The following is a 26,034-nucleotide window of genomic DNA, read 5'->3' as shown; positions in this document are numbered from 1 at the left end:
CAGATCACGTGAACATCACAGTGTTGACGGAGCGTCACTTCCGTAGAGCGCCGGGCCCGGCGTGAACTCCACGGGAAGGGTGCGCAGTCCACGCATGATGAGCCCGCCGCGCCACCGCAAATCGGTGCTTTCTCCCGCAAGACGCAGGTCAGGAAGGCGCCTCAGCAGGGTCGCGAGGGCCGTCCGGCCCTCCAGCCGGGCCAGCGGCGCACCCACGCAGTAGTGGATGCCGTGGCCGTAGCCGAGGTGCTGATTGTCACGCCGCGCGAGGTCCAGCCGGTCGGGGTCCTCGAAGCGCGCGGGGTCGCGGTCGGCCGCCGCGAGCACCACGAGCACGGGGTCGCCGGCCGCGATCTCCTCGCCGCCGACGGTCAGCGGTTCGGTGGCGTACCGCCAGGTGGCCAGCTCCACCGGGCCGTCGAAGCGGAGCAGTTCCTCGATGCCGGTGGCGAGCAGCTGCTCCTCCCCCGCCGCCAGGGACGCTTCGAGGCGGGCGCGCTCCCCGGGGTGGCGGAGCAGCGAGTAGGTGCCGTTGCCGATGAGGTTGACGGTGGTCTCGAAACCCGCGAAGAGAAGGATGAAGGCCATCGCGGCGGCCTCGTTCTCCGTCAGGTGCTCGCCGTGGTCGCTGGTCCGGATGAGTTCGGAGATCAGGTCGTCGCCCGGGTCCTCCCGCTTGCGGTGGATGAGTTCGGCGAGGTAGGCGCGCATCCGCTTCACCGAACGCGCCACTCCGCCGCGCGGCCCGCCGCCGTGGCGGATCATCATCCCCGCCCAGTCCCGGAAGTCGTCCTGGTCCTCCTCGGGCACTCCGAGCAGGTCGCAGATGGCGTAGATGGGGAGCGGGAACGCGAAGTCGTGGATGAGGTCGGCGGAGCCCGCGGCCACGAACCGGTCGATGAGCCGGTCCGTCAGCTCCTGCACGCGGGGCGCGAACTCCGCGACCCGGCGCGGGGTGAACGCCTTCGACACGAGCCGGCGCAGCCGGGTGTGGTCGGGCGGGTCGATGTTGAGCAGATGGGTCATCAGCTCGGCCTTGCGCTCCCCCGGGATCCCCGTCTTCCCCTTGGCGTGCGCGGACCCGGCGTGGTGGACCGGGTTCTTGGAGAGCCGGTTGTCGGCGAGCGCCTGCCGCGCGTCGGCGTACCGGGTGACCAGCCAGGCTTCGACCCCGCTGGGCAGCGTGGTGCGGTGCACCGGGCTGTGCTCCCGGAGCCAGGCGTACGCCGGGTACGGGTCGGTGGCGAACTCCCAGGTGAAGAGCTCGGGAGCGGCGGGCGCGCGGTGCGCGGGACATCCGGCGGGACCGGGGTCGCGGTCCGCGGGGCCGGCGCCGTCCGCCGGCCGGTCACTCATCGCCGGTGTCCGGACCGCTGACGCCCTCCGCCGCGAGGATCGCGTCGCGGTAGGCGCGGGCCGCCGCGCGCAGGGCGGCTTCCGGGTCGACGCCGTCGGCCTCGGCGCGGACCGCGAGGGCCAGCAGCTCGTAGCCGAGGGTGTCGCCGGTGGGCGGGGCGACGTCCAGGTCCGACCCGCGGACCCGGCTGCCGAGCTTCGCCGCGAGGGCCAGCGCGGGCTGACCGAGCGGGATGCCCTCGGTGACCGAGTCGCGTCGCTTCTCGACCGCCTTGGTGCGCAGCCAGTGCGCGTGGACGTCGTCGGGGGTCTCGGCGGTCGCGTCGCCGAAGATGTGCGGGTGGCGGCGGATCAGCTTCTCCACCAGCCCGCCCGCCACGTCGTCCACGGAGAACGGGGCCTCCGGGTCCTCCTCGGCGATCCGCGCGTGGAAGACGACCTGGAGCAGGACGTCCCCGAGCTCCTCGCGGAGTTCGTCGCGGTCGCCGTCCTCGATCGCCTCGACCAGCTCGTACGTCTCCTCGATGGCGTACTTGGCGAGGCTGCGGTGCGTCATCCGCGAGGTCCACGGGCAGTCCCGCCGGATCACGTCCATGACCTGGACGAGGTCGAGGAGCCGGGCGCCCGGCAGGTCGTACGAGCCGGGGAGCAGTTCCAGGTCCGGCATCCGCACCCGGCCGGAGCCGCCGAGGCGGGCGAGTCCGTCGGTGAGCCGCTGGTCGCCCTCGCCGCCGACCAGCACCACCACGGTCCGGTCCCCGGCGCAGGCGTCGACCAGTTCCTCGGCGGTCGGCTCGGCGTGCTCGACGGTGACGCCCGCCTCGCGCAGATACGGCAGCTGCACGTGGTCGGGGGCGCCGCACAGCACGCGGTCGGCGGTGCGCAGCGTCTGCCAGGCGGGCCAGGACAGCAGTCCGGGTGCGACTCGGTGGCTGGCGGTGAGGAGGACGACCCGGCCGGGTGCTTCAGCGTTCACCCGTCGAACCTACCCCGGCGGTGTGTCAGCCCGCCGGGACGGTCTCCTGCTGCCCGGAACCGTCCGCTCCGGCACCGTCCCCGCCGGATGCGGCGCCGTCGGTGCCGGTGGCCTTGGCGAGCCAGGGGGACTCGTAGGTGCCGAGGCGGATCTGCTGGTCGTCCCAGGCGCCGTAGCGCGGGTTGACGTCGATGTGCAGCGACTTCGACGCCTTGGTGAGGGCCGCCGTCACCTTCTGGGTGCCCTCCTGGGTCTGCAGGTCCGCGCCGAGCGACGCCGCCAGCTTCGGCAGCTGGACCTCCTGGCGCAGGTCGCCGTCGATCTGCTCCGGGGAGATCCAGCGCTCCTGGAGGAGGGTCGCGGCCAGTTCGTCCTCGCCGCCGTACTGGGCGACGGCCGCCTGGTGCACCTGCTGGAGCTCCTTGCGGCTGACGGTCACCCCGGCGTCCTCGGCCGCCCGGTCGAGGACCTGGCTGAAGATCAGCCGGTGCAGGGCGGCGCGCGGGAGCTGCCCGGACCCCTTCACCAGCTGGGCGGACTGCGGCGAGCTCTGCTGGGCGGCGCGCACCTCGGCGACGTCCGCCTGGAGGGTGGAGACCTCGATCCGCTGTCCTCCGACGATCGCGGCGGCGCCGGGGTGGGCCTCGCCGCCGCAGGCGGTGAGGACGGGTGCGGAGAGGAGGAGCGCGGCGGAGAGGGTGAGCGCGGTGCGACGACGGCGGTGCAAAGGAGCCTCCCGATGAGAGTTTGTGCATCAGTGCACAAAGCCTTGCGGTGATCGATGTTAGGCAGTGGTGGCCGAGGGGGCCACTGGTTCGACCAACGATTCGGGAGGAGTTGGGGATGTGGTGCCACCGGGCGGTGTCCGCGCGCCCGGCGGACGGCGCTCCGGGGCGGTCAGCCGCCGCGGACGTCCCGCTGATGGGTCAGCCGGCGGCGCAGCTCGGCGGGGAGCGGGTGGTGCGGGCCGTAGGAGCGCTCGGTGTCGTACAGCAGGGCCTGGAGCTGGGCGCGTCCCGCGGTGTGGTCGCCGACGGCGAGCAGCAGCAGACCGATGCGGTGGCGGATGTCGAAGGCCCGGCCGGGGTCGGGGGCGACGGTCCCGTAGACGTTCTCGTAGTACGGGAGGACCGCGCGGTACTCGTTGAGCGCGGCGGCCGTCTCGCCCAGCTGCTCCAGGCAGGTGGCGGCGTCGTAGCGGTACTGGAGGGTCTGCGGGTCTCCGGGGCCCGCCTCGGCGGTGCGGTCGTCGGCGAGGCGGCGGAGTTCGGGCAGGGCGCGGCGGTACTGGCCGTCGTCCATCAGCGTCGCCGCGTACTGCTTGCGGAGGATGCGGACGACGGGCGAGTGTTCGCCGTGCTCGGCGGCGGCGGTCGGCAGGATGGAGCCGAGGATGTCGACGGCCTGGGTGATCCGGCCCTCGCCGAGGAGCCGCTTGACGTCGTCGACGGCGCGCGCCACGTCGGCCCGGCCGGACGCCGGGCGCTGGGCGGGTACGGTCGGCGGGCCGAAGCCGGTGACCGGTGCGGGGGCCGGGGCGGTCGGCCGGTCGGGCCAGGGGGCGTGCGGGCGGAGGAACGGGCGGGTCGGGTCGAGCGGTCCGACGGGCGTCCCGCGCCCGGGGAGCAGCGGTGCGAGGGCCTCGTACACCTCCTGAGCGGAGCCGGGGCGGGCCTGCGGGTCCTTGGCGAGCAGCCGCAGGACGAGGGCCTCCAGCTGCTCGGGCACGTCGGCGCGGAGGTGACGGACCGGCAGCGGCGGTTCGTAGAGGTGGCGGTGGAGCACGCCGAGCGCGGTGGACCCGGAGAACGGCACGTCCCCGCTGAGCAGTTCGTGCAGCAGCACGCCGAGTGCGTACAGGTCGGTGTGCGGGCCGACCGCGCCGCCCATCGCCTGCTCGGGCGCCATGTAGGCCGGGGAGCCGATGGGCGAGCCGGTGTGGGTGAGCCGGGTGGTGTCGTTGTCGAGTACGGAGGCGACGCCGAGGTCGAGCACGGTGACGGTGCCGTCGGGCCGGACCATGACGTTGCGGGGCTTGAGGTCGCGGTGGACGATCGGCACCGCGTGCACGGCGCTGAGCACCGCGCAGAGCTGGGCCGCGACCGCGACGGCCCAGGGCCACGGGTAGGGGTCGTGCTCGGCGAGGTGGTCGGCGAGGTCGGAGCCCTCGACGTGACTCATCACGAGGAAGAGGTCGTCGCCGTCGCCCCCGGCGTCGTGGACGGTGACCAGTCCGGGGTGGTCGACCTGTGCGGTTACCCGGCACTCCCGGGCGAACCTGCGGCGCAGTTCGTCGGCCTCCTCCGGGCCGCCGGGCACGCCCATCCGGTCGGGGCGCAGCAGCTTCACCGCGACCCGGCGGTCGAGCCGCTGGTCGTACGCCGTCCAGACCTGGCCCATGCCGCCCTGGCCGAGGATGGCCGCGAGCGCGTACCGCCCGGCGACGACGCGACCGCTCACCGGCCCTCACCCTCGTTGCGGAGGTAGTCGCTCAGCTCGTCCAGCTCGGCGCGGACCTGGTCGAGCCGCTGGGGCGGGCCGGGGCGCTTCGGGGGCGGAGGCGGGGTGGACTGCGGCGGGAGCGGCGGTTGCTGCTGCGGCGGGGTGGGCCGGTAGGACGCGGGGCCTTGCGGGTACTGCGGGACGGGCGGGGTGCCGTAGGGCGGGGCCGGGTGCGCGGGGGCGGCGTACGGGTAGCCGTATCCCTGAACGGGGCCGGCGGCCGGGTAGCCCGCGGCCCGCGCCCGGTCCGCGGCGGCGAAGTACCGGATGTCCTGGTGGAGGTAGTACCAGGTGACGCCGCCCATGAGGCCGAGGATCCAGCCGATCAGGCCGAACGCCTGCTCGGTCGTCATGTCGTCCTCGTCGCTGGGGATCACGTCGAGGAAGACGGCGAGGCCCGCCGTGAGGACGAGGGAGAGGACGAACAGCCCCCAGTCGCGGGGCCGTCTGGTCACGATGGCCAGGCGCAGCATCGCCGCCCACGCCAGAAAGCCGCAACTCAGCACGGCCAGAGCCACGAAGACCACGCGCAGGACCGTCAGCGCCGCCCGGGAAGGGCGCGCCGGGGGAAGCTCCGGCGGATAGCCGTAGCCGTGCATGTGCCGCTCCCGTGAGGCGATGGGCGGATGGGGTGGTGCGAGCGTATACACCCGCGCGGACAGCTGTTCCCGGGTTCCGCACAACGGATGTGGCTCAGCTCACTCCGGGGCGACCGTCCCGTCCGTGAGTCCGTCGTACATGCCCTGGACCAGCAGTCCGCCGAGTCGGCCCGCCGTGCGCAGTGCGTCCTCGAAGGCGGCGAGGGCGCGGAACTGCTCACCGTACCGCCGCTGTTCGTCCAGCGGGAGCCGGGGAAGCCGGATACGGCGGGCGTCGAGCCGCGAGGCGGTGGAGGCGTGGCTGCTGGCGCGGCGGTTGTTGGCGGTGCCGCGCAGGAAACCCGCGAGGAACCAGGGGTCGAGCACGGCCGGATCGGGGCGCAGCAACTGGAGGTTGCGGCCGAGCACGGCCCCGGCGGTCGCCTCGTCCACGACCCGGACGACCGAGCCGCCGCCGAGCAAGGGGACCACGACGTCACCGGCCCGGAGGACGACGGCGTCCTCGGCGGAGCCGGGGGTGGCCGCGGGGGCCGGGGGTCCGCTGGGCGGGGTGTTGCCGAGCACGTCGTGTTCGGTGAGGACGAACCCGGGGGCGCGGCCGGAGTCGGCGGAGCCACTGGTACCACTGGTGCCGCCGATGCCACCGGGGCCGCCGGTGCTGAGCTGGAGGGCGCCCGCGCGGGCGAGCTCGCCGAGGGTGGTGAACGGCCGGGACGCGGGCTCGGTCGGGTCGGCGGGCGGCGGGGTCAGCCGCAGGGTGAGCCGCAGCCCGTCCGTCAACCGGTCGCGCACGTCGGCCAGTTCGACGGCCCCGCTGCCGGTGGCGGGCCGGGGCAGATGGCGGGCGGGGGTGAGGTCGACCTCGTCGTCGAGGAGTTCGATGACGGGCACGGCCCGGCTCGGCCCCGGCGCGGAGGCGTTGCCGGAAACGGGCACGGCCCCGGCCCCGGCCCCGGCCCCGGCAGCGTCACCGGCGGCGGTACCGGCACCGGTGGCGGTGAAGGCGTGCCAGGCGTCGAGGACCGTACGCCGGACGAGCGGCCAGTCCATCCGCTCGCGGCCACTGCCCGGGAGCCCCCCGGCGAGGCCGCCGACGCCACCGGCCGCCCCGGGCGCGCCCGTCGCGGGGTCGGCGGACTCGGCCGTGTCCACGAGGAGGAGTTCGGGCGAGGGCTGCACGCCGTGGTCGGGCTTGCGCAGGACCCACAGGTGCAGCGGTACGCCGTACGGGGGGGCGGCCCCGGCGGGCAGCGCGACGACGGCCCGCAGCGCTCCCCGGCGCAGCAGGTCGGCGCGGATGCGGCGGCCGGAGCGGCGGGAGGCGGCGGCCGGCGGCATCAGCAGCACGGCAGTGCCGCCGGGCCGGAGCCGGGCCAACGCGTGCTGGACCCACGCGAGTTCGGACTCGGCGCGGGCCGGATACCCGTACTCCCAGCGGGGGTCGTAGGCCAGTTCGTCGTGGCCCCAGTTGCGTTCGTTGAACGGCGGGTGGCAGAGCACCACGTCGGCCGCGAGCCCCGGGAAGGCGTCCGCGCGCAGGGTGTCGCCGGTACGCACCGCGAGCTCCGGCACCTCGGGGGCCGCGCCGCCACCGGCCCCCAGGGCGAGGCGGAGAGCGGTGAGCGCCGCCAGGTCGGGGTCGGCCTCCTGCGCGTACAGGGCGGCGGACCGGCCGACCGCGCGCAGCAGCGCCCCGGTCCCGGACGCGGGGTCCAGTACGGCGAGGGCGGTCGCCTTCCGGGACGAGGGGCGGCCGGGACCCTCGGCCGGGACGGCGAGGTCGGCCATGAGCGCGGCCAGATCGGGCGGCGTGAGGGTGTACTGCCGTGGATTGGCGTCCAGTTGGCGCCCGAAGAGGAATTCGAAGGCCTGCCCCGCACCGGACTCCGCGGCCAGCGCGGCAGCCCCGCGCAGCAAGGGCACGGACGGCAGCAACGCCTCCGCCAAGGGCACCCGAACGGCCCGGACGGGGGGCGGGGCGGCGGGTTCACGGCGGGCCCGGCCGGCCTCCTCGCGCCCGCCCGGGGCCTGCGGCCCGAACCGGGCGTCGAGCAGGGGCGCCAGGGCCTCGGGCAGTAGTCGGGCGACGCGCTCGTCCGAGACCGCCGCCAACTCCAGCCAGGCGGTGGGCCGGTCGCGTACGAGCAACAGGGCGCAGCCGACGTGGATCAGGGCGGCGACCGTACCGGCCGGATGCCCGGAGAGCTGCTGCCAGACGCGCTCCCGGAGCGGCACCTCGACCAGCTTCCCCTGCCCCCGGAGCCACTCCTCCACCTCGGCGAGCGCGAAGGACGGGCTGGTCTCCGTACCGCCGACCGGCTTGGGAAAGTCGGCGTGGCGCCGGCGCCAGTTGCTGACGGCCGCCCGTCCGACTCCGGCCAGGCGGGCGATCCCGGCGGCGGTCACCTCAGAGGCGTTCTCCGGCACTTGCTCTCTCCCTGGTCCGCATCGTCACCGTTCGCGCCACCGTTCGCGCGGTGCAGGCGAGCATACCGACGCGCGCCGCACCGATCGATTCACAGCCAAGCGAGAGGTGTTCACAAAACTTGTTGTTGACTCGGTTCACAAGCTCTGCTGTGATGGGGCTGTGCCCGCACCGGTGAACGCCGTCGGTGCTCAAGTCCCTTTCTCCCGTTGCCGTCCGGGCGTGGTCCGGGCGCCGTCCGACGTGTCCGCACGCCACGGGTGGCGTTCCCCTCAGTCCCGCCTCCTCCGCTTCTTCCTTCTCCTGGAGTACCGCCATGCGCCGAGTCGCGCGTACCGCCGCTGCCGCCGTCTGCACCCTCTCCGTCCTCACCCTGGCCGCCTGCGGCGCCGACGAGGGCGGCGCGGCCTCGTCCACGACGAAGGCCGAGCCCTTCGCGGACAAGTCGGGCCCCGAGGTCGTCAACGCGGCGCTCAAGAACATCCGCAAGGCGACCTCCCTGCACCTCTCCGTCGACATGACGTCGGTCGACACCCCCATCAAGGCCGATTTCTCCACCAGCGTCGACGGCGGCCAGTGCACCGGCACCATGGCCATGGGCGACCAGGGCTCGATGGCGGTCATCAAGATCGACCAGACCGTCTACATGAAGCTCGACGAAGCGATGCTGCGCACCCAGTCCGAGGGCGAGCCCGAGGCGGACGTCCAGGCCACGGTGGACGCGGTCGCCGACCACTGGATGACCGAGAAGGCCTCCGACCCGGACACGAAGAACATGATCGAGTTCTGCGATCTGGAGTCCCTCCTCAAGGACTTCGAGGACGGCGACACGGAGGCGAAGAAGGTGGGACCGACCACCCACGCGGGCGCTCCCGCCTTCCGCCTGACCGAGAAGGACGGCGAGGAGACCTACACGATCCTGGTGTCCACCGGGAGCACCCCGCAGCTCCTCCAGGTCAGCTCCACGGGCGGCGACGAGCCGATGACCATGACCTTCTCCGACTTCGACAAGCCCGTCGTGGCGGAGAAGCCGGCCGCGAAGGACATGGTGGACCTGGGCTGAGGCCGCTGCGGAGGGCGGCAGCGGAGCACCCGGCGGGCTTGTCGCCGGGTGCGGCACCCTGCCCCGCCCGGGCGCCGGAGGGGGGCGGCCGGGCGGGGTGGCGTGCCGCACCCGGAGGGCCAGGGAGCGCCTGGGGGCGCCTGGCAGAGCCCGAGTGGTGCGCGCCGGAGGGGTGCGCCAGGGGTGTCGGGCAGCGTCGGGCCGGGGGGCCCGGCGGTGTCCGGCCCCTGCCCCGTGGCCCACGGCATGCTCCCCGCGCGCGGGGATTATCTGCTGAAGGCGAATCAGCGGTTGCACGGGTTCAGTGGTGGCTACGTTCCGTACATGGACGTCGTCGAGCTGTTACCGGAACTGCACCTGCTCCGCTTCGAGGTGGGACAGGCCTATCTGTGGCGTGACGCGGAGGGGCTGACGCTGATCGGCTCGGGGGCGGCGGGGGCGGGTGGTGCGATAGCCGACGCCATCCTGAGCGTCGGCTCGAACCCCGCGGATCTGCGGCGTGTTGTGCTCACCCACTTCCACGAGGACCACGCGGGAGGTGCTGCCGAGATCGCCGCGTGGGGCGGGGTCGAGGTGTTCGCGCATCACCGGGACGCCCGGGTGATCCGTGGGGAGTCTCCGGCTCCGCCGCCGGTCCTCTCGGATGCTCCGGAGTGGGAACGCGCCCTGTTCGAGAGCGTTCCGAAGCTGCCACCGGCGCCGCCGGTCGCGGTGGACCACGCGTTCGGCGATCACGACGTGCTCCCCTTCGGCGGCGGGGCTCGCGCGGTGGCCGCGCCGGGTCACACTCCGAGCAGTACCGCGTTCCATCTCCCCGCCTTCGGGGTGCTCTTCCTCGGCGACGCCGTGGCGAACGTCGAAGGCAGGACCATGGTCGGCGTGTTCAACATGGACCGGGCCCGTGCGCTGGAGTCGTTCCGGACGCTGAGCCGGCTGGACTCCGAGGTCGCTTGCTTCGGACACGGTGAGGCGATCGTGGGATCCGCCTCGGCGACGCTGCGCGCTGCGGCGGATTCCCGGTACGGCGGGCAGCCGGAGTGGCAGGCGCGCGGATGAGGCGGACGGGGTGGTGGACCGGGCCAAGTCCGCCTCCCTGCCGAGGGCGGCAGAGCGTGGATCAGGCCCCGCACTGCTTGAGCATCATCGCCTTGTCGGCCGTGGTCACCGGCAGTGCGTACTTCAGCGACACCTGGGCGAAACGGAGCACGTACGAGCAGCGGATCGGCTTGTACGGCGGCAGCCAGGCGGCGGGGCCGGAGTCGCTCTTGGAGCCGTTGGTGGGACCGTCGACGGGGATGAGGTTGAGCGGGTCGTTGGCGATCTGCTGGCGTTTGGCGTCGCTCCAGCGCGAGGCGCCCATCTGCCAGTCGTAGGACAGGGGCATCACATGGTCGATCTGGATCCTGGTGGCCTTCGTCTTGGTCCACGCGATCTCCGTGCCGGTGTAGGGGTCCTTGAGCCTCAGGGAGGCCACCACGCAGTCGGAGCCACTACGGAACCGCACCTGCTGCCCGTCCCGCTTGAGCAGGTCGTTGCGGGTGTCGCAGCCGTTGCGGGCCAGCGCTATGCCGTTCACGGTGTCCTTCCACGCGGAGCCGAACTCGTCGCGGTCGTAACCGGTCTTGGGGCCACGCCCCTTGGTGACCACCTTCTCGATGATCTTCCGCGCCGCCGCCCGGTCCGCGTCGGTGGTCAGCGGGGCCAGACCGGGCTTCGTGCCGTCGGGGTTGTCCAGGGGGCTCGCACCGAAGCCCTCGACGGACCGCCCACCGTCGTTCGCCCCGGCACCCGGGGTCTCCGCCGGGACGGCGAGGTCGTCGGGATCGCACCCGGCGAGGCCGAGTACGGCGAAGGCGCTCAGGGCGGGCAGGGCCACGCGGTACGTACGGAGAGATATCACTGGCAGCCGTCCTGACGGGGAGAGAGCCGAACCCGGGAATCCTACGGACGTCTTCCCCGTCGGCCGCCGTTCATGGCGCGCGGGTCTTCGCAGGACGGGCCGGGCAACTGCCCCTCCACCGCTTTCCGGCCGCCCCTCAACCGCCCCTGACCGCCACTCAACAACCCCTCGACCGCCCCTGACCGCCGCTCAACCGCCGCTCCGCAGCGGACGCGTCATCGCCGGCGGTTCCCTCGTCCCGCCCGCCCCGCCCGCCCCTCCCGCTCCGCCGCGCAGCCGACGCAGAGGGTCGCCTCGGGGCGCACCTCCAGGCGGGCGGCCGGAATCGGCTCGCCGCAGCTCCGGCACCTGCCGTAGTCGTCGCGGTCCAGCCGTTCCAGCGCGCGGTCCAGCTCGGCCAGGTGCTCGTCGGCACGGGCGAGGAGGGCGGCGACGTGGGCCCGCTCGAACGCGGTGCTGGAGCCCTCCGGGTCGTGCTCGTCGTCGACGGCCACCAGGGCGTTCGCCTCGACGATCCCCTCGAAATCGCGCCTGAGCGCCTCGATCTGCTCGCTCGTGGAGGCGCGCTCGGCGGCGATCCGCATCCGCACGTCCTCCCGCCCGGGCCGCTCCGGCAAGCGGTCGCGGGAGCGTGCGGGGGCGGGCTCGGGGAGGGGGACACGGGTGCATATACTGCCCATATGTAACGGAACGCGGGGGCCCGGGTGCGCATTCCAGCCCCCGCCTGCCCCGGGCCCCCGCACCGACCGCCGACGCCTCCGCGCGCGCTCTCTCCGCGAACCCGGCTCCGGGACCTCTCCCGACCGACTCGTCTCCGAGGCTGCTCCTCGCGGCCCGATGACCCCGGCGCCGGTTCAGCGGGCGGCGGGTTCAGCGGGAACCGCTGCCCTTCTCCTTCTCAGCCGGAGCGCAGGGGCGGGCCGGGATGTCACCGGTGGACACGGCGGACTCGAAGGCGGGGAACCCGGTGAGGTCGAAGCGGGGCATGATCACCGGAATGTCGAGGTCGCGCAGCCGAGCGTTGGTCGGATCGGTCGTCGTCATCGTCATCACAGGTCCGTCGGTATGTCGAGGTGGTAGGGGTGGCGCTCCTGGTAGTCGATCGCCAGTTGCAGGATGATCGCGTCGCCGCCGTACGGGGCGGCCATGTCGATGCCGACCGGCATACCGGTGTCCGCGTCGCGGCCCACCGGGAGGTTCAGGCAGGGCCAGCCGGTGGTGTTCGGGCGGCTGGACTCGACACCCGAGAAACTGCCGGTGCTGTCGTCGGCCCGGGCCGGCGGGGTCTGCACCTTCTGCGGCCAGAGGCAGGCGACGAGGTCGTTCTCCTCGAAGACCTTCGCCCACATCTCGGAGTACTCCCGGCGCACCCGCTGGGCGCCGAAGAGGTCGGCGGGCGTCAGTGCGGCGGCCCGCTGCTGGAGCTGCTGCTTCTGGGTCTCCATGGTGCTGAGCGAGGTACGGAACCGGGTGCGCACGGCACCTTCGATCGCCGCGTCCTCCTCGGCCGTCACGGCGTAGGTGTCTCGCAGCGTCCAGGCGTTCTCGGCGTTGGCGTACGTGCTGCTCGCCGAGACCTTCGCGCCGGTCACCGGGTCGACGGAGGCAGCCGCCCAGTAGGCGGTGTTGCCCAGGTTGGAGGCGGGCGGGGTGATCGGGACGATCTCGGCGCCCAGCTCCTCGAACTGCGCGACGGCGGCCCGCAGCCGGGCGAGTATCCCCGCCGTCCACCTGTCGCGGGCCGGTGAGGTCTCGGTCTCCACGGTGGAGCCGATCCGCAGACCGGCGAACGGCTTGCGGCCGGGGCGCGGGGCCAGCGGGAAGCCGTGGGGGAAGCCGGGTGCCTGCTCGGAGCGCGGGTCGCGGGAGTCGGGACCGGCGATCACGCCGAGCAGCATCGACACGTCCGCCATCGACCGGCCCATCGGGCCGCAGGTGTCCAGGCTGGTGCTGGACACGGTGACACCGTGCTTGGGCACCAGGCCGTAACTGGGCTTGATGGAGCCGACTCCCGTGTTCTGCGCGGGGTTGCGCAGGGAGTTTCCGGTGTCCGAGCCGGTCGCGACGACCGCGAGCCGGGACGCGATCGCGGCGGCCGAGCCGCCGGACGAGCCGCCGACGCAGAGGTCGCGGTTCCACGGGTTGGCGGTCTGCGGGCAGGTGTCGTCGTTGGTCCACGGGCCGGTGTGGGTCAGCCCCAGGATCGGCATGTGAGCCGCGCGCAGTCGCTCGGCGACCACCGAGTCGCCGGTGGCGATGTTTCCGGCCGCCAACGGGCAGCCGATGGTCAGTTCGGTGTCCTTGACCGCGTAGATGTCCTTCAACGCCACCGGTACACCGCAGCCGAACGGCACGGGATCGCCGCCCCTGGCCGCCGCGTCCAGCGCCTTGTCGGCGGCCCTGGCGATGGTGAGAGCCAGTTCGGAGGTGGTCCGCACGTAGGCGTTGAGCTTGCCGTTGTCGCCGAAGACGGGGATGTCGGGGTTGCGTGAGGGCACCGAGAACATGCCGTCGCCGTTGAGGGCGTCGATCCGGGCCAGGAACGCCCGGGTCACCTGGGTGCTGGTGACGTCCCGGGCCAGCAGCATCGCGGCCAGCTGGGTGCCGGTGAGGAAGGGGAGGGGGGTGCCCCGCTTCACCGCCGCCAGACCGGCCTTGCGCTGGGTCTCCAGGTAGTCGCGGGTGGCATGGCCGAGCTGGTCGGTGGTGCGGGTCGCGGCGGCGGCCGAGCCGGGCAGCAGCGCGGGGAGAGAAGCTCCGAAGCCGGTGACGGCGGCGGCGGTCAGAAAACGCCTGCGGGAGGCACCGGAGGCACTGGAGGTGCTGGGTGTGCCGGATTCGCTCAAGGAGGGTCCTTCACGGGAGGGGTGCCGGAACACGTCGGGCACCCCGTGATCAACGCGGATGTTCGGTAGGGAAACACCTGGATCGATCATTCGTATGAAGGTGTCATGTCACGCCCGTTTCGGACCTCACGGGGTCTCCGCCGCGGCACCGGCCGCGCGGGCGCCTTACGAAAGGCCGCGCGACGCCCTCGTCCCCGCGGGAGAGACGGGCGTGGCCGTGCGAGGACCGCGCAGGACGGGTGGCGTGCGGCACGGTCGCGCGTCGCACCGGCCGGCGAGAACTGGGCTTCCTCTGCAACCGTTCAGCGCGTGGGGCCGCGTGCGGCCCGCCGCGAGGCGGAGGAACGCGCTCGCGGCGGGCACGCGGAGGGAACGGAGTCCTCGGTCAGGACTTCTCGGAGACGACTCCGCCGATCTGCTTGTACGTGCCGCTCTTCAGGGAGTAGCCGCGGAACTCGATCCAGCGCCCTTCGGGGAAGTCCAGGTTGCACGTCGCCTCGCCGGTGTAGCCGTAGGCGATGCACTTGCCGGTCGCCCCGCTGACGGTGTCCTTCCAGCCGACGGCGAAGTCGAGCCCGTCGTTCGAGGTGTTCTTGACCTTCAGGATCTCGCCGTCGGGGTTGAAGCCCATGATCCCGCCCGAGACGTGGCCGAGCGAGTCCCAGATGTAGACGTCGTACGCGGACGCCGCCTGCGCGGTTCCGGCCGTCCCCACGAGTCCCGCCACCACACCGCCCGCGAGCGCGAACGCCGCTCTCTTCCATCCCTTGACCACAGTGTCCTCCACGGTAAGTCGCTCAACCGCCCCCGCTCAACGGCAACTTGTGTCCGGCGACGCACGGGGCGATCTCCCCGATCCTATGATCAGAAACCCGAAGTCCTCGGTCGCGAAGGGCGGATGGCGCGGAAACCGCATGTCTCACCAGGTCGGGCGGTTCTCCCTCCCGCCGCGCACCGTGAGCGCCGCCTCGCCGCCCGCTTCCCCGACCGGCGGGTAGAACCGGCGGGCCCAGCGCCGGAACGGGCCGATCGGGCCGTCGCCGTGGGCGAGTTTCGGGGGCTGGAGGTACTGCTTGTGGTTCCAGATCGGGAAGTCCGCGGCGGTGAACTCGCAGCTCGACCGGAAGACCGCCCGGTCGAGCAGCCGGGCGGCGGTACGGCTCACGGTGCGGGCGAGCGGGGCGGGCAGCCGGGACGGCTCGGCGAAGGCGATGCGGTTGCGCTGCCGGAACTGCATCCGGTGCGGGCCGATGGCGGTCGGCAGCACCATCGTGCACATCCGCAGCCCGAGCCGGGGGGTGTGCACGTCGGCGTGGAGGCAGCCGAGGCCGTACCCGTCGACCTCGATCTCGACGACGAAGTCACCGAGGAGCGGCGCCGACTCGTGGGCGCGCATGGAGACGTGGAATCCGGCGTCCTCATACACGACCGGCCCACCCATCTCCGCCCGCTGCCAGCCGTGCAGGGTGGCGAAGTGGCCGAGGTCCACGGAGTTCTCGATGACCTCCTGGACGTTCCCGCCGAGCTCCCACGCGGCCTCCCGGGCCGGGCGGTGGCCGATCTCGTGCCACGGCGGAATGAACCAGTCGGGTTCCCGGCCGTCGTGGTGCCGCCAGACGAAGACGGCCCCGTTGACCTCGTGCACGGGCAGCCGTGTCAGCGGCGACCTCGGGGGCGGGGTGTCGTATCCCGTACGGACACAGGTGCCGTCGGGCCCGAAGGCGAACTGGTGGAAGGGGCAGACGAGTTCGTCACCGTCGACGTGGGCGAGGCCGAGGTGGGCGCCGAGGTGGGGGCAGTACGGCCGGACGGCCCGTAACGCTCCCGAGCGGAGCCGGTACAGCACCACGTCCTCGCCGGCGAGCGGCCGGGTCAGCACAGTGCCGGGTTTCAGTTCGGAGGAGAAGGCGAGCGCGGCCCAGCCGCTGGGGCAGGGCAGGGCGGGTGCGCCCGCGACGTCGGCCGGAGTCGGTCCCTCAGTGATGGCGCGCGTGTACGGACGAGGCTGTCCCACGAATTCCCCTCCCGGGATCGGCGGTCGCCTGAAGGCTGCCCACCCCGCCCGGGTATCCCCACGCCACCCGGAAGCCCACCCGAACGTGGTACATACATGCAGATTTTGGGACCGGGCGGCGCGGCGACCGGGCGGGCGGAGCTGGGGCCGAGAGGCGCGTCCCAGCCCTGGAACGTCACGGCCGCGGGAGCCGCCCGCGCCGCCGCCCCCGCGGCCGGTCTCGCCTACGACCCCAGGATCGTCGTCAGGAACTCCCCCGTCCACGCGAGCAGTTCACGCCCCACGACCGGCTTCCCGCCGATGCGGCCGGTGGTCGGGCGGGGCACCAGGATCTGGTGGGTGGCGGCCTTGATGACGGTCTTCGGGTGGAGCCGCTTGAGCCGCAGTTCCTGCGACTCGCGGAGTTCCACCGGGGCGAAGCGGATGTTGGAGCCCTGGAGGACGATCTCGCCGACCCCGCAGGCGCGGGCCAGCATGCGCAGCCCGGCGACGAGGAGAAGGTTCTCGACGGGTTCGGGGAGCTTGCCGTACCGGTCGGTGAGCTCCTCGCGGACCGCGCGGACGTCCTCCTCCGAGTTGGCGGAGGCGATGGCGCGGTACGCCTGGAGGCGCAGCCGCTCGCCGGGGGCGTAGTCGTGCGGGACGTGGGCGTCCACCGGCAGCTCGATCTTGACCTCCAGCGGCGCTTCCTCCTCCTCGGCGCCCTCCATCTGGGCCCGGTAGTCGGCGACGGCCTCGCCGACCATGCGGACGTAGAGGTCGAAGCCGACACCCGCGATGTGGCCGGACTGCTCGCCGCCGAGGAGGTTGCCCGCGCCGCGGATCTCCAGGTCCTTCATGGCGACGTACATGCCGGCGCCCATCTCGGTGTGCTGGGCGATGGTGGCGAGGCGCTCGTGCGCGGTCTCGGTGAGCGGCTTCTCCGGCGGGTAGAGGAAGTAGGCGTATCCGCGGTCTCGCCCCCGGCCCACCCGGCCGCGCAGCTGGTGGAGTTGGGAGAGGCCGAAGTTGTCGCCGCGCTCGACGATGAGGGTGTTGGCGTTGGAGATGTCGATGCCGGACTCGACGATGGTCGTGGAGACGAGGACGTCGAACTTCTTCTCCCAGAAGTCCACCACGACCTGCTCCAGGGCCTGTTCGGACATCTGGCCGTGTGCCGTGGCGATCCGGGCCTCGGGGACGATCTCGCGCAGCCGGGCGGCGGCGCGGTCGATGGACTCGACCCGGTTGTGGATGTAGAACACCTGGCCCTCGCGCAGGAGTTCGCGCCGCACGGCGGCGCCGATCTGCTTCTCCTCGTACGGGCCGACGAAGGTCAGCACGGGGTGCCGCTCCTCGGGCGGGGTCGTGATGGTCGACATCTCACGGATGCCGGTCACGGCCATTTCGAGGGTACGGGGGATGGGGGTCGCGGACATGGTGAGGACGTCGACGTTGGCACGGAGCTTCTTCAGCTGCTCCTTGTGCTCGACGCCGAAACGCTGCTCCTCGTCGACGATGACGAGGCCGAGGTCCTTGAACTTGGTCTCGGAGGAGAACAGCCGATGGGTGCCGATGACGAGGTCGACGGCGCCGTCCTTCAGCCCCGCGAGGGTGGCCTTGGAGTCCGCCTCGGACTGGAAGCGGCTCAACGCCCTGACGTTGACCGGGAATTGCGAGTACCGCTCGGTGAAGGTGCCGTAGTGCTGCTGGACGAGCAGGGTCGTGGGGACGAGCACGGCGACCTGCTTGCCGTCCTGTACGGCCTTGAAGGCGGCGCGTACCGCGATCTCCGTCTTGCCGTAACCGACGTCGCCGCAGATCAGGCGGTCCATCGGGACCGTCTTCTCCATGTCCTCCTTGACCTCGGCGATCGTGGAGAGCTGGTCGGGCGTCTCCGCGTACGGGAAGGCGTCCTCCAGTTCGCGCTGCCAGGGGGTGTCGGGGCCGAAGGCGTGGCCGGGGGCGGCCATGCGGGCGCTGTAGAGCTTGATCAGGTCGCCGGCGATCTCCTTGACGGCCTTCTTGGCGCGCTGCTTGGTCTTCGTCCAGTCGGCGCCGCCGAGCCGGTGCAGGGTCGGCGCCTCGCCGCCCACGTACTTGGTGACCTGCTCCAGCTGGTCGGTCGGGATGTAGAGCCGGTCGCCGGGCTGGCCGCGCTTGGCGGCGGCGTACTCGACGAGCAGGTACTCGCGGGTGGCGCCCTGCACGGTGCGCTGCACCATCTCGATGTACCGGCCGACGCCGTGCTGCTCGTGGACGATGTAGTCGCCCGCCTCCAGCGTCAGCGGGTCGATGGTCTTGCGGCGGCGGGCCGGCATCCGGCCGAGTTCCTTGGTGGCGGTGCGCTGGCCGGTGAGGTCGGTCTCGGTGAGCACCGCGAGCTTCAGCCCGGCGTCGATGAACCCGTGGTCGACGGCGCCGCAGGAGACGTGGACGAGGGACGGCGAGATCTCCGTCAGGTCGGGGTCGAGCCGGGCGGGGATGCCCTCGCCGCCGAGCACTTCGACGGTGCGCGAGGCGAGCCCCTGGCCCTCGGTGACGTACACCGTGCGCCAGCCGTCGGCGATCCAGCCCTTGGTGTCGGCGAGCGCGCGTGCGGTGTCGCCGCGGTACGCCTCCGGGGCGCGCATCCCGAGCTTGAGGGTGTCCTCGTCCACCTCGTCGTCGGCGGCGAACGGGGAGGTGGACCACCACATCATGCCGAGCTCGCGGGCCCGGTCGCGTACGTCCGCGATGGACCACAGCGAGGCCGCGCCCACGTCGATCGGGGCGTCGCCGCCGCCCGCCGTGGCCGCCCAGGACGCCTGGAGGAACTCCTGGCTGGTGGCGACGAGGTCGGCGGCGCGGGTACGGACCCGTTCCGGGTCGCAGACCAGCGTCATCGCGCCCTCGGGCAGGACGTCGAGCAGCAGCTCCATGTCGTCCACGAGGACCGGTGCCAGGGACTCCATGCCCTCCACCGCGATGCCCTCGGCGATCTTGCCCAGCAGCTCGCCCAGCTCCGGGTGGGCCTCGGCCAGCACGGCGGCGCGCTCGCGGACCTCGTCGGTGAGGAGCAGCTCCCGGCAGGGCGCGGCCCACAGCCCGTGTTCGGCGACCTCCAGGGAGCGCTGGTCGGCGACCTTGAAGTACCGGATCTCCTCGACGTCGTCGCCCCAGAACTCCACCCGCAGCGGGTGTTCCTCGGTCGGCGGGAACACGTCCAGGATGCCGCCGCGCACCGCGAACTCGCCGCGCTTCTCGACCAGTTCGACCCGGGAGTACGCCGCCGCCGCGAGCGCTTCCACGACGTCGCCGAGATCGGCGCTCTGCCCGCTGGTCAGCGCCACGGGCTCCAGGTCGCCGAGCCCCTTGACCTGCGGCTGGAGCACGGAACGCACGGGTGCCACGACCACGCTCACCGGCCCCGTCTCCGGGTCGTCGGCGCGCGGGTGCGCCAGGCGCCGCAGCACGGCCAGGCGCCGCCCCACGGTGTCCGAGCGCGGTGAGAGCCGCTCGTGGGGCAGGGTCTCCCAGGACGGGAACTCGGCGACGGAGTCCGCCGGCAGCAGGGTGCGCAGCGCGGCGGCCAGGTCCTCGGCCTCCCGTCCGGTGGCGGTGACCGCGAGGACCGTACGCCCCGTCCCCCGGGCCAGTGCGGCCACGGCGAAGGGCCGGGCGGCGGGCGGTCCCACCAGGTCGACGTGCGTCCGGTGACCGTCGGTGGCGGCCTTCACCGCTTCGGAGAGCGCGGGATCGCGTACGACGAGATCCAGCAGACCGTGCAGGCTCATGGAGGGCTTCCGTCCGGGTGGCTTCGGGCTTCCCGGCAGCCGGCTGCTGCCAGGAGCTGCGCGCCGCGCCGTGAGGGGACGCAACGCGAAGGGCCCGACACGTGGAACGGGCCGGGGTCTCCACCCTACGACCCGGGACGGACGGTCGCGTCCGCAACGGGGTGGCGTGCGGGCGCTCGGGGGCGCTCCGCACGCCCCCGGGCGGCCCCGGCGGCCAGGAGGTGGCCGGAACCGGCCGTAGCGGCGCGGTCCGGGGCGGCCGTAGGGTGCGCCGATGGATGTCAGGGGCCCGGGCCGTGTGGGGAATGTCCCGCCCGTGCGGCGACGCCCGGCACGCGCGTCCGCCCCCCAACGGCGTCGGGCGACACGGTCCGCGCTGTACACGGGCTCGGCGACGGTGTGTCTGCTGCTGGCGGTCGCCGTACGTCCGAGCGGTCTGCTGATCCTCGTCCTCGGGCACGTGGTCCCCGGGTGGGCGACGGGCGCGGCCCTGATCCTCGGGTCCGTCGTCCTGCGGCGCGCCGGTGAGGCGTGGCGTCCGCCGGAGCGCGAACGGGCGGCTCCGCGCCGTGCGGCGCTCGCGCGGTACCTGCGCGTCGCGCTGATGGTGCTGGGCGGCTGGATGTGCATTTTCGGGGCGCTGCTCGACCTCACCGCGCACTACGAGGTCCTGCGCCCCGTCGGCCCGGACGGCTGCACGGCCGTCGTACGGGAGACGACGTTCCTCACCCGGGACGGCGAGCTCTACGCGGTGGGCCGTACCGGAACGGCCTGGAGCCCTTCGGCCTCGTGGCATGCCGACAACGGCTTCCGCGCGGTCTCGTACGAGCTGCGGTGGAACGGGGACGGGGGCACCCTCGCGGTCAGCGGCGTCCAAGCCGCTCCGGGAACGGACGGGCTGGTGCGCTTCGGCTGCGGCTGACGCGGTCCCGGTGGGCCGGGGGCTGACGCGGTCCCGGTGGGCCGGCCTGTCCGCCTCTCCCGCGCACGCACCCGTGTCCCCGCGCGTCCCGGTCCCGTACACGCACCCGTGCGACGGGGCCCGGGACGTCGCTGGGGACGTCCCGGGCCCGGATCATCTTCGGTGCGGCGCCCGGCCGCTCGCTCAGCCGTCCGTGGCGATGGCGGCCAGGACGTTCATCCGGCCCGCCCGGAAGGCCGGTACGAGGGCGGCGAACAGACCGACGAACGCGGAGGCGACGAAGACGGTGATGATCGTCGTCCAGGGGATCTCCAGGGCGTTCAGCCCTTCCAGCGCGAGGAGTCGCTGGGCGGAGGCGCCCCAGCCCATGCCGAGACCGAGGCCGAGCAGGGCTCCGAAGAGGGCGATGACCACCGACTCCAGGCGGATCATCCGGCGCAGCTGCCGGCGGGAGAGGCCGATCGCCCGCAACAGGCCGATCTCGCGGGTCCGTTCGACCACGGAGAGGGCGAGGGTGTTCACCACGCCGAGCACCGCGACGACGATGGCGAGGGCGAGCAGGCCGTAGACGATGTTGAGCAGCTGGCCGACCTGGTCCTGGAGGTCCTGCTTGAAGTCGGCCTGGTTGCGGGGCTGGTAGACCGGGTACGGGGCGAGCGCCTTCTTCAGCGCCGCGTAGGCCGTCTCCTCCTGGCCGTCCTTCGCCTGGGCGAACATCATGAGGCTGTCGGGGAGTTGGTCGGCGGCGATGTGCGCGGCAGCGGTGGCGCGGCCGATGTACTTCGCTCCGCCGTCGATGCTGGTGTCGTCGGAGGTGATGGCGGCGACCGTGAGCTTCGCCGTACCGCCCGCCTTGAAGGCCACGTCGAGGGTGTCGCCGACCTCGACGCCGTGCTCCGTGGCGTAGTCCTCGCCGACCGAGACGGAGTCCTTGGCGTACGCGTCGGCGAGGTCGCCGGAGAGCACGTCGCGGTGCACGTCCTGCTGGTAGCTGGGGTCGGCGGCGACCAGGCCGTCCTTGTCCTCGCGGCCGTCGGGGGAGGTCAGGGTGGCGTTCAGGTAGGTGTAGTGGGTGACGTGTGCCAGGCCGGGGACGCCCTCGATCGCCTTGGCGGCCTGGGGCACGATCGGCTGGCCGTCGGCGGTCTGCACGATGAAGTCGGCGCCGACCGTCTTGTCCAGCTCGTCGGAGACGGAGGCGACCATCGACGCGCCGACGACCGAGAGGCAGGCCACCAGGGCGAGCCCGATCATCAGGGCCGCGCCGGTCGCGCCGGTGCGGCGCGGGTTGCGCAGGGCGTTGCGTTCGGCCATGCGGCCGACCGGGCCGAAGAACCGGAGCAGGACCGCGCCGAGCACCCGTACGACGGCCCCGGCGAGGAGCGGGCCGATCACGATGAACCCGATGAGGCTGAGGACCACGCCGGCGCAGAGCAGGAGCGATCCCTCGCTCGCCCCGTCGGTGTGTGCCGTGCCCCAGAGGGCGGCGGCGCCCGCGACGGTGAGGAGGGTGCCGAGGACGGCGCGGACGCGTCCGGCCTGACCGTCGGCGGGGGTTCCGGCGTCCCGCAGCGCGGCCATCGGCGACACCTTCCCGGCGCGCCGGGCCGGTACGTACGCGGCGAGCACGGTGACGACGATGCCGAGCGCGAGGCCGACGACCGGGGTGGTCCAGGCGATCGTGAGGTCGTCGGTGGAGAGCTCCATGCCGATGGCGCCCATCAGCCGCATCAGCCCGACGGCGAGTCCGACTCCGGCCACGACGCCGAGGACCGAGCCGACGATCCCGAGGAGGAGGGCTTCGACGAGCACCGACCGGTTGACCTGGCGGCGGCTGGAGCCGATGGCGCGCATCAGGCCGAGTTCGCGGGTGCGCTGGGCGACCAGCATGGAGAAGGTGTTGACGATGAGGAAGATGCCGACGAGGAAGGCGATTCCGGCGAAGCCGAGCATCGCGTACTTCATGACGTCGAGGAAGGACCCCATGGAGTCCTTGCTGTCCTCGGCCGACTCGGCCTGCGTCTTCAGGGTGTAGCGGGAGGTGTCGCCGAGCGCGGCGGCGACGCCGGCCTTCAGCTCCGTGTCGCTGACGCCGGACGCGGCGGTGACGCTGATCATGCTGTACGAGTCGGGGCGGCCGAGCAGCTTCCGCTGGGCGGTCACGGTGTCGAAGTAGGCGACGGCCGCACCGGGGTTGGTGACGGTGAACTCGGCGATGCCGCTGATCTTCGCCCGGATCTCGCCGGCCGAGGTGATGGTGCGCAGTTCGTCGCCGAGCTTCAGGCCGTGCTTGTCGGCGGTGTTGGAGTCGATCATCATCTCGGTGGGTCCGCGCGGCGCGTGGCCCGAGCTGATCTTCATCGAACGCAGGTCGTTACGGGTCCAGTTGCCCGCGATGGTCGGGGCGCCGGTCTCCGGGCTGAGGTTCTTGTCGTGGCTGTCGACGATCGTCACCTGGAGGGTGGAGACCTGGCCTTCGACGTCCTTGGCGCCCTCGGCCTTCTCGACCTGTTCGAGGAGGGACGCCGGCATCGTCTCCGGCTTGCCGTAGTCCGGTACGGCGTCGGACTCCTCGGCCGACTTGAGGCTCACGGACACGTCCGGCGCGGAGACGGTGAAGAGCTTGTCGAACGTGGTGTTCATCGTGTCGGTGAAGACGAGGGTGCCGCAGACGAAGGCCACCGACAGGAGGACGGCGACGGCCGAGAGGGCCATCCGCCCCTTGTGCGCGAGGAAGTTGCGCAGCGAGGTCTTCCACACGGTCATGACGTCCGCCCGCGGGTGTCGAAGTTCTTCATGCGGTCGAGGACCTGGTCGGCCGTGGGGTTGCGCATCTCGTCGACGATCTTGCCGTCCGCGAGGTAGAGCACCCGGTCCGCGTAGGAGGCGGCGACCGGGTCGTGGGTGACCATGACGATGGTCTGGCCCAGCTGGTCCACGGAGGTGCGGAGGAAGGACAGCACCTCGGCGCCGGCCCGCGAGTCGAGGTTCCCGGTCGGCTCGTCGCCGAAGATGATCTCGGGCCGGGCGGCGAGGGCGCGGGCGACCGCGACACGCTGCTGCTGGCCGCCGGAGAGCTGGGTCGGCCGGTGCTTCAGCCGCTCTCCGAGGCCGACGGTCTCCACGACCTGCCGGAGCCAGTCGGCGTCGGGCTTGCGGCCCGCGATGTCCATCGGCAGCGTGATGTTCTCCAGCGCGTTCAGCGTCGGCAGCAGGTTGAACGCCTGGAAGATGAACCCGATCCGGTCGCGGCGGAGTTGGGTGAGCTTCTTGTCCTTGAGGCCGGTGATCATCGTCTCGTGGAGGAAGATCTCGCCGGAGGTCACCGTGTCGAGACCGGCCAGGCAGTGCATCAGCGTCGACTTGCCGGAGCCCGACGGGCCCATGATCGCGGTGAACTCGCCGCGGGCGATGTCGACATCGACGTGGTCGAGGGCGACGACCCGGGTCTCGCCCGTGCCGTACGCCTTCACCACCTGGCGCGCCCGTGCTGCCACGGCCGTCCGTTCTCCGGCTCCCCCGTGCCTGGGACTGGTCACAGCCGTCGTCACGATTCTTCTCCTCCGAGGATGGGCGTACGCGCCCCGCGAACGCGATGGACCCCCCGCCCACCGCCACCGGCCGCACTCCGCGACCTGATGAATACGCTAGGGAATGACGTGCCCCGATCACGTCCTCCAAGGGGAGGACCGTCCCCTTGGGCGCTGGGGGGACGTCCCCCTAGGGGTCGGGCGGGGCGGGCCTCGTCCTGGAGGCGGTGGGGCTTTCCCCACCCCCTGGTGGGGGCAGCCCCACCCCCTGCCACGGAGACGGTGGGGGCAGCCCCAGGACGTGTGCCGTCACCGTGCGGTCGCCGCCGGGCCACCGGCCTTCCCGGCCCGTGTGCCCCTGCGCGCCCTGCCCCCGTACCGAACGGAATGAGACAGTGGCTCCCGGCAGATACGTGCAGGGGGAAGGAATGTCTGTGTCCACCACCAGCAGCGCGGACGGCGGTACCGACGCGGGCCGCGACCCCGGCACCGCCCCCGGACCGGCGGCTCCGCCGGCTCCCCCCGTCCCCAGGTCCGTCGTAGCGGCGCTGATGGTGACGATGGCGCTGGCCGCCGTCGACGGCACGATCGTCTCCACCGCGGTGCCGCAGATCGTCGGCGACCTCGGCGGGTTCGCGGTGTTCTCGTGGCTGTTCTCCGGCTACCTGCTGGCGGTGACCGTCACCCTCCCGGTGTACGGGAAGCTCTCCGACACCTTCGGCCGCAAGCCGGTCCTGGTGGCCGGAATCGTGCTGTTCGCGGTGGGTTCGCTGCTCTGCGCCTCGGCATGGAACATGACGGCGCTGATCGCCTTCCGGGTCGTCCAGGGGCTGGGCGGCGGGGCGCTCCAGGGCACGGTGCAGACCATCGCGGCCGACCTCTTCCCGCTGAAGGAGCGCCCGAAGATCCAGGCGAAGATCTCCACGGTCTGGGCGACCTCGTCCGTGGCGGGGCCCGCGATCGGCGGGCTGCTCGCCACCTGCGCGGACTGGCGCTGGATCTTCCTGGTGAACCTGCCGGTCGGCGCCCTCGCGCTCTGGCTGGTGGTGCGCCACTTCCACGAGCCCTCCCGCCCGCGTCCCGCCGTACCGCCCCGGATCGACTGGGCGGGCGCGCTCGGCATCTTCGCCTCCACCGCGCTGCTGCTGACCGCCCTCGTCCAGGGCGGGGTCGCCTGGGACTGGCTCTCGGCCCCCTCACTGGCCCTGTTCGGGGCGAGCGTGGTGCTCGCCGCGCTGACGGCTCTGGTCGAACGGCGGGCCGCCGACCCGATCGTGCCGGGATGGGTGTGGCGGCGGCGCCCGATCGCGGCGGTCAACCTGGCGCTGGGCGCGATGGGGCTGCTGATGGTGGCGCCGACCGTGTTCCTCCCGACGTACGCGCAGTCCGTGCTCGGGCTCGGGGCGATACCCGCCGGGTTCGTCCTCTCGGTGATGACCCTGAGCTGGCCGGTGGCGGCGGCCCTGTCGAACCGGGTGTACGGGCGCATCGGGTTCCGCCTCACCGCGATGACCGGCATGGGCTGCGCGCTGCTGGCGCTGCTCGCGTTCCCGGCGCTCCCCTATCCGGGGGCGGTGTGGCAGCCGGTGCTGATCACGCTGCTGCTCGGCGCCTCGCTCGGGCTCTTCCAGCTCCCGCTGATCGTGGGCGTCCAGTCGACGGTGGGCTGGTCCGAACGCGGGACGACGACGGCCTCGGTCCTCTTCTGCCGCCAGCTCGGCCAGTCGCTGGGCGCCGCCCTCTTCGGCGCTGTCGCCAACGCCACCCTGGCGTCCCGGCTCGACGGTGCCGCGACGGCGGGGCTGCCCGGGGACCTGGACTCCGTCTCGCACGCGCTGGAGGACCCGGGCGCGCTGACCGCCCGCGCCGCCGACACCCTGCGCCGCGCGGTGGACGCGGCGGTCGACCATGTGTACCTGGGAGCGGCGACAGCCGCGGCCCTGGCGCTGCTGGTGCTCCTCGTCGTGGCCCCGAAGCGCTTCCCGGTCGCCGAGGAACCGGCCGGGGCCACCGGCGAGCGCTGACCCGGCCGTCCGTCACCACTGACCGACGGGCCCCGCGCAAGGTCGCCAACTGGCCTTCTTACAGCCGCAGTTCGGCCAATCTCTGCCAATACCTGTCTCGCCGCCGCCCGTGTCGCCACGAT

Annotated in this window: 19 protein-coding genes; 4 read left to right on the top strand and 15 right to left on the bottom strand. The window is 72.8% G+C overall.

Annotated features, from left to right (window positions below; all coding sequences use genetic code 11):
* Window positions 1-15: 15 nt before the first annotated feature.
* The 6 genes from ACFWEE_RS03410 to ACFWEE_RS03385 form a co-directional block, all read right to left on the bottom strand.
* Window positions 16-1,356, bottom strand: coding sequence for a cytochrome P450 (locus ACFWEE_RS03410; RefSeq protein ID WP_386885964.1), 1,341 nt, complete (start codon window positions 1,354-1,356; stop codon window positions 16-18).
* Window positions 1,349-2,332, bottom strand: a complete 984-nt coding sequence (locus ACFWEE_RS03405) for a nucleoside triphosphate pyrophosphohydrolase (protein WP_386885963.1) — start codon at window positions 2,330-2,332, stop codon at window positions 1,349-1,351. Before ACFWEE_RS03405 ends, ACFWEE_RS03410 begins: the two co-directional genes overlap by 8 nt.
* A gap of 25 nt (window positions 2,333-2,357) precedes the next feature.
* Window positions 2,358-3,059, bottom strand: coding sequence for a SurA N-terminal domain-containing protein (locus tag ACFWEE_RS03400; RefSeq protein ID WP_386885961.1), 702 nt, complete (start codon window positions 3,057-3,059; stop codon window positions 2,358-2,360).
* 170 nt (window positions 3,060-3,229) lie between these two features.
* On the bottom strand, window positions 3,230-4,792 hold the full coding sequence (locus ACFWEE_RS03395) for a protein kinase (RefSeq protein WP_386885959.1): 1,563 nt from the start codon (window positions 4,790-4,792) through the stop codon (window positions 3,230-3,232).
* A complete protein-coding gene (locus ACFWEE_RS03390) occupies window positions 4,789-5,433 on the bottom strand; it encodes a hypothetical protein (RefSeq protein ID WP_386885958.1) in 645 nt (214 codons plus the stop codon). The genes ACFWEE_RS03395 and ACFWEE_RS03390 overlap by 4 nt, the downstream gene beginning before the upstream one ends.
* Window positions 5,434-5,532: 99 nt before the next feature.
* Window positions 5,533-7,860, bottom strand: a complete 2,328-nt coding sequence (locus ACFWEE_RS03385; RefSeq protein WP_386885957.1) for an N-6 DNA methylase — start codon at window positions 7,858-7,860, stop codon at window positions 5,533-5,535.
* Window positions 7,861-8,174: 314 nt separating this feature from the next.
* On the opposite strand from ACFWEE_RS03385, the gene ACFWEE_RS03380 reads away from it, so the two are divergent.
* Together ACFWEE_RS03380 and ACFWEE_RS03375 are read left to right on the top strand one after the other, a co-directional pair.
* Window positions 8,175-8,921 carry a hypothetical protein gene (locus ACFWEE_RS03380; protein ID WP_386885955.1) on the top strand — a complete coding sequence of 249 codons (747 nt, stop codon included), beginning with the start codon at window positions 8,175-8,177 and terminating at the stop codon, window positions 8,919-8,921.
* Window positions 8,922-9,245: 324 nt separating this feature from the next.
* On the top strand, window positions 9,246-9,977 hold the full coding sequence (locus ACFWEE_RS03375) for an MBL fold metallo-hydrolase (RefSeq protein WP_386885954.1): 732 nt from the start codon (window positions 9,246-9,248) through the stop codon (window positions 9,975-9,977).
* Between the two features lie 61 nt (window positions 9,978-10,038).
* Here the strand turns inward: ACFWEE_RS03375 and ACFWEE_RS03370 are convergent, their stop codons facing one another.
* From ACFWEE_RS03370 to mfd, 7 genes are all read right to left on the bottom strand, one after another.
* A complete protein-coding gene (locus tag ACFWEE_RS03370; RefSeq protein ID WP_386885952.1) occupies window positions 10,039-10,821 on the bottom strand; it encodes an HNH endonuclease family protein in 783 nt (260 codons plus the stop codon).
* Window positions 10,822-11,036: 215 nt separating this feature from the next.
* Window positions 11,037-11,405, bottom strand: coding sequence for a TraR/DksA family transcriptional regulator (locus tag ACFWEE_RS03365; RefSeq protein ID WP_386885951.1), 369 nt, complete (start codon window positions 11,403-11,405; stop codon window positions 11,037-11,039).
* A 286-nt stretch (window positions 11,406-11,691) separates the two neighbouring features.
* The gene (locus ACFWEE_RS03360; protein ID WP_386885950.1) at window positions 11,692-11,871 is read right to left on the bottom strand and encodes a hypothetical protein; all 180 of its coding nucleotides are present in this window, start codon (window positions 11,869-11,871) and stop codon (window positions 11,692-11,694) included.
* Window positions 11,871-13,667: an amidase gene (locus ACFWEE_RS03355; RefSeq protein ID WP_386885948.1), complete on the bottom strand. Its 1,797-nt coding sequence runs from the start codon at window positions 13,665-13,667 to the stop codon at window positions 11,871-11,873. Before ACFWEE_RS03355 ends, ACFWEE_RS03360 begins: the two co-directional genes overlap by 1 nt.
* A 385-nt stretch (window positions 13,668-14,052) precedes the next feature.
* On the bottom strand, window positions 14,053-14,454 hold the full coding sequence (locus ACFWEE_RS03350; protein ID WP_386885946.1) for a hypothetical protein: 402 nt from the start codon (window positions 14,452-14,454) through the stop codon (window positions 14,053-14,055).
* 132 nt (window positions 14,455-14,586) lie between these two features.
* Entirely contained in the window at window positions 14,587-15,681 is a 1,095-nt protein-coding gene (locus ACFWEE_RS03345; RefSeq protein ID WP_386885944.1) for a Rieske 2Fe-2S domain-containing protein, read from the bottom strand.
* Between the two features lie 224 nt (window positions 15,682-15,905).
* Entirely contained in the window at window positions 15,906-19,436 is a 3,531-nt protein-coding gene (gene mfd / locus ACFWEE_RS03340; RefSeq protein WP_386885943.1) for a transcription-repair coupling factor, read from the bottom strand.
* A gap of 397 nt (window positions 19,437-19,833) precedes the next feature.
* Here mfd and ACFWEE_RS03335 point away from each other — a divergent pair, with 397 nt between their 5' ends.
* Complete coding sequence (locus ACFWEE_RS03335; protein WP_386885941.1) at window positions 19,834-20,358, top strand: hypothetical protein; 525 nt, start codon at window positions 19,834-19,836, stop codon at window positions 20,356-20,358.
* A gap of 183 nt (window positions 20,359-20,541) precedes the next feature.
* On the opposite strand, the gene ACFWEE_RS03330 is transcribed toward ACFWEE_RS03335, so the two are convergent.
* Both ACFWEE_RS03330 and ACFWEE_RS03325 read right to left on the bottom strand, forming a co-directional pair.
* On the bottom strand, window positions 20,542-23,124 hold the full coding sequence (locus ACFWEE_RS03330; protein WP_386885939.1) for an ABC transporter permease: 2,583 nt from the start codon (window positions 23,122-23,124) through the stop codon (window positions 20,542-20,544).
* Window positions 23,121-23,909, bottom strand: coding sequence for an ABC transporter ATP-binding protein (locus tag ACFWEE_RS03325; RefSeq protein WP_386885938.1), 789 nt, complete (start codon window positions 23,907-23,909; stop codon window positions 23,121-23,123). The genes ACFWEE_RS03330 and ACFWEE_RS03325 overlap by 4 nt, the downstream gene beginning before the upstream one ends.
* 530 nt (window positions 23,910-24,439) lie before the next feature.
* Here ACFWEE_RS03325 and ACFWEE_RS03320 point away from each other — a divergent pair.
* The gene (locus ACFWEE_RS03320; protein WP_386886150.1) at window positions 24,440-25,912 is read left to right on the top strand and encodes an MFS transporter; all 1,473 of its coding nucleotides are present in this window, start codon (window positions 24,440-24,442) and stop codon (window positions 25,910-25,912) included.
* The last annotated feature ends 122 nt before the right edge of the window (window positions 25,913-26,034 follow it).

Source organism: Streptomyces sp. NPDC060184 (assembly GCF_042728795.1).
Taxonomy (GTDB): domain Bacteria; phylum Actinomycetota; class Actinomycetes; order Streptomycetales; family Streptomycetaceae; genus Streptomyces.
Note: the sequence above shows the minus strand (reverse complement) of the source record. Positions and strands in the feature narration are given on the sequence as shown.

Excerpts from the sequence above, each read along its gene's own strand:
- ACFWEE_RS03330 (WP_386885939.1), bottom strand. The coding sequence starts at position 23,124 with ATGACCGTGTGGAAGACCTCGCTGCGCAACTTCCTCGCGCACAAGGGG.
- mfd (WP_386885943.1), bottom strand. The coding sequence starts at position 19,436 with ATGAGCCTGCACGGTCTGCTGGATCTCGTCGTACGCGATCCCGCGCTC.
- ACFWEE_RS03410 (WP_386885964.1), bottom strand. The coding sequence starts at position 1,356 with ATGAGTGACCGGCCGGCGGACGGCGCCGGCCCCGCGGACCGCGACCCC.
- ACFWEE_RS03375 (WP_386885954.1), top strand. The coding sequence starts at position 9,246 with ATGGACGTCGTCGAGCTGTTACCGGAACTGCACCTGCTCCGCTTCGAG.
- ACFWEE_RS03320 (WP_386886150.1), top strand. The coding sequence starts at position 24,440 with ATGGTGACGATGGCGCTGGCCGCCGTCGACGGCACGATCGTCTCCACC.
- ACFWEE_RS03380 (WP_386885955.1), top strand. The coding sequence starts at position 8,175 with ATGCGCCGAGTCGCGCGTACCGCCGCTGCCGCCGTCTGCACCCTCTCC.
- ACFWEE_RS03365 (WP_386885951.1), bottom strand. The coding sequence starts at position 11,405 with ATGCGGATCGCCGCCGAGCGCGCCTCCACGAGCGAGCAGATCGAGGCG.
- ACFWEE_RS03390 (WP_386885958.1), bottom strand. The coding sequence starts at position 5,433 with ATGCACGGCTACGGCTATCCGCCGGAGCTTCCCCCGGCGCGCCCTTCC.
- ACFWEE_RS03360 (WP_386885950.1), bottom strand. The coding sequence starts at position 11,871 with ATGACGATGACGACGACCGATCCGACCAACGCTCGGCTGCGCGACCTC.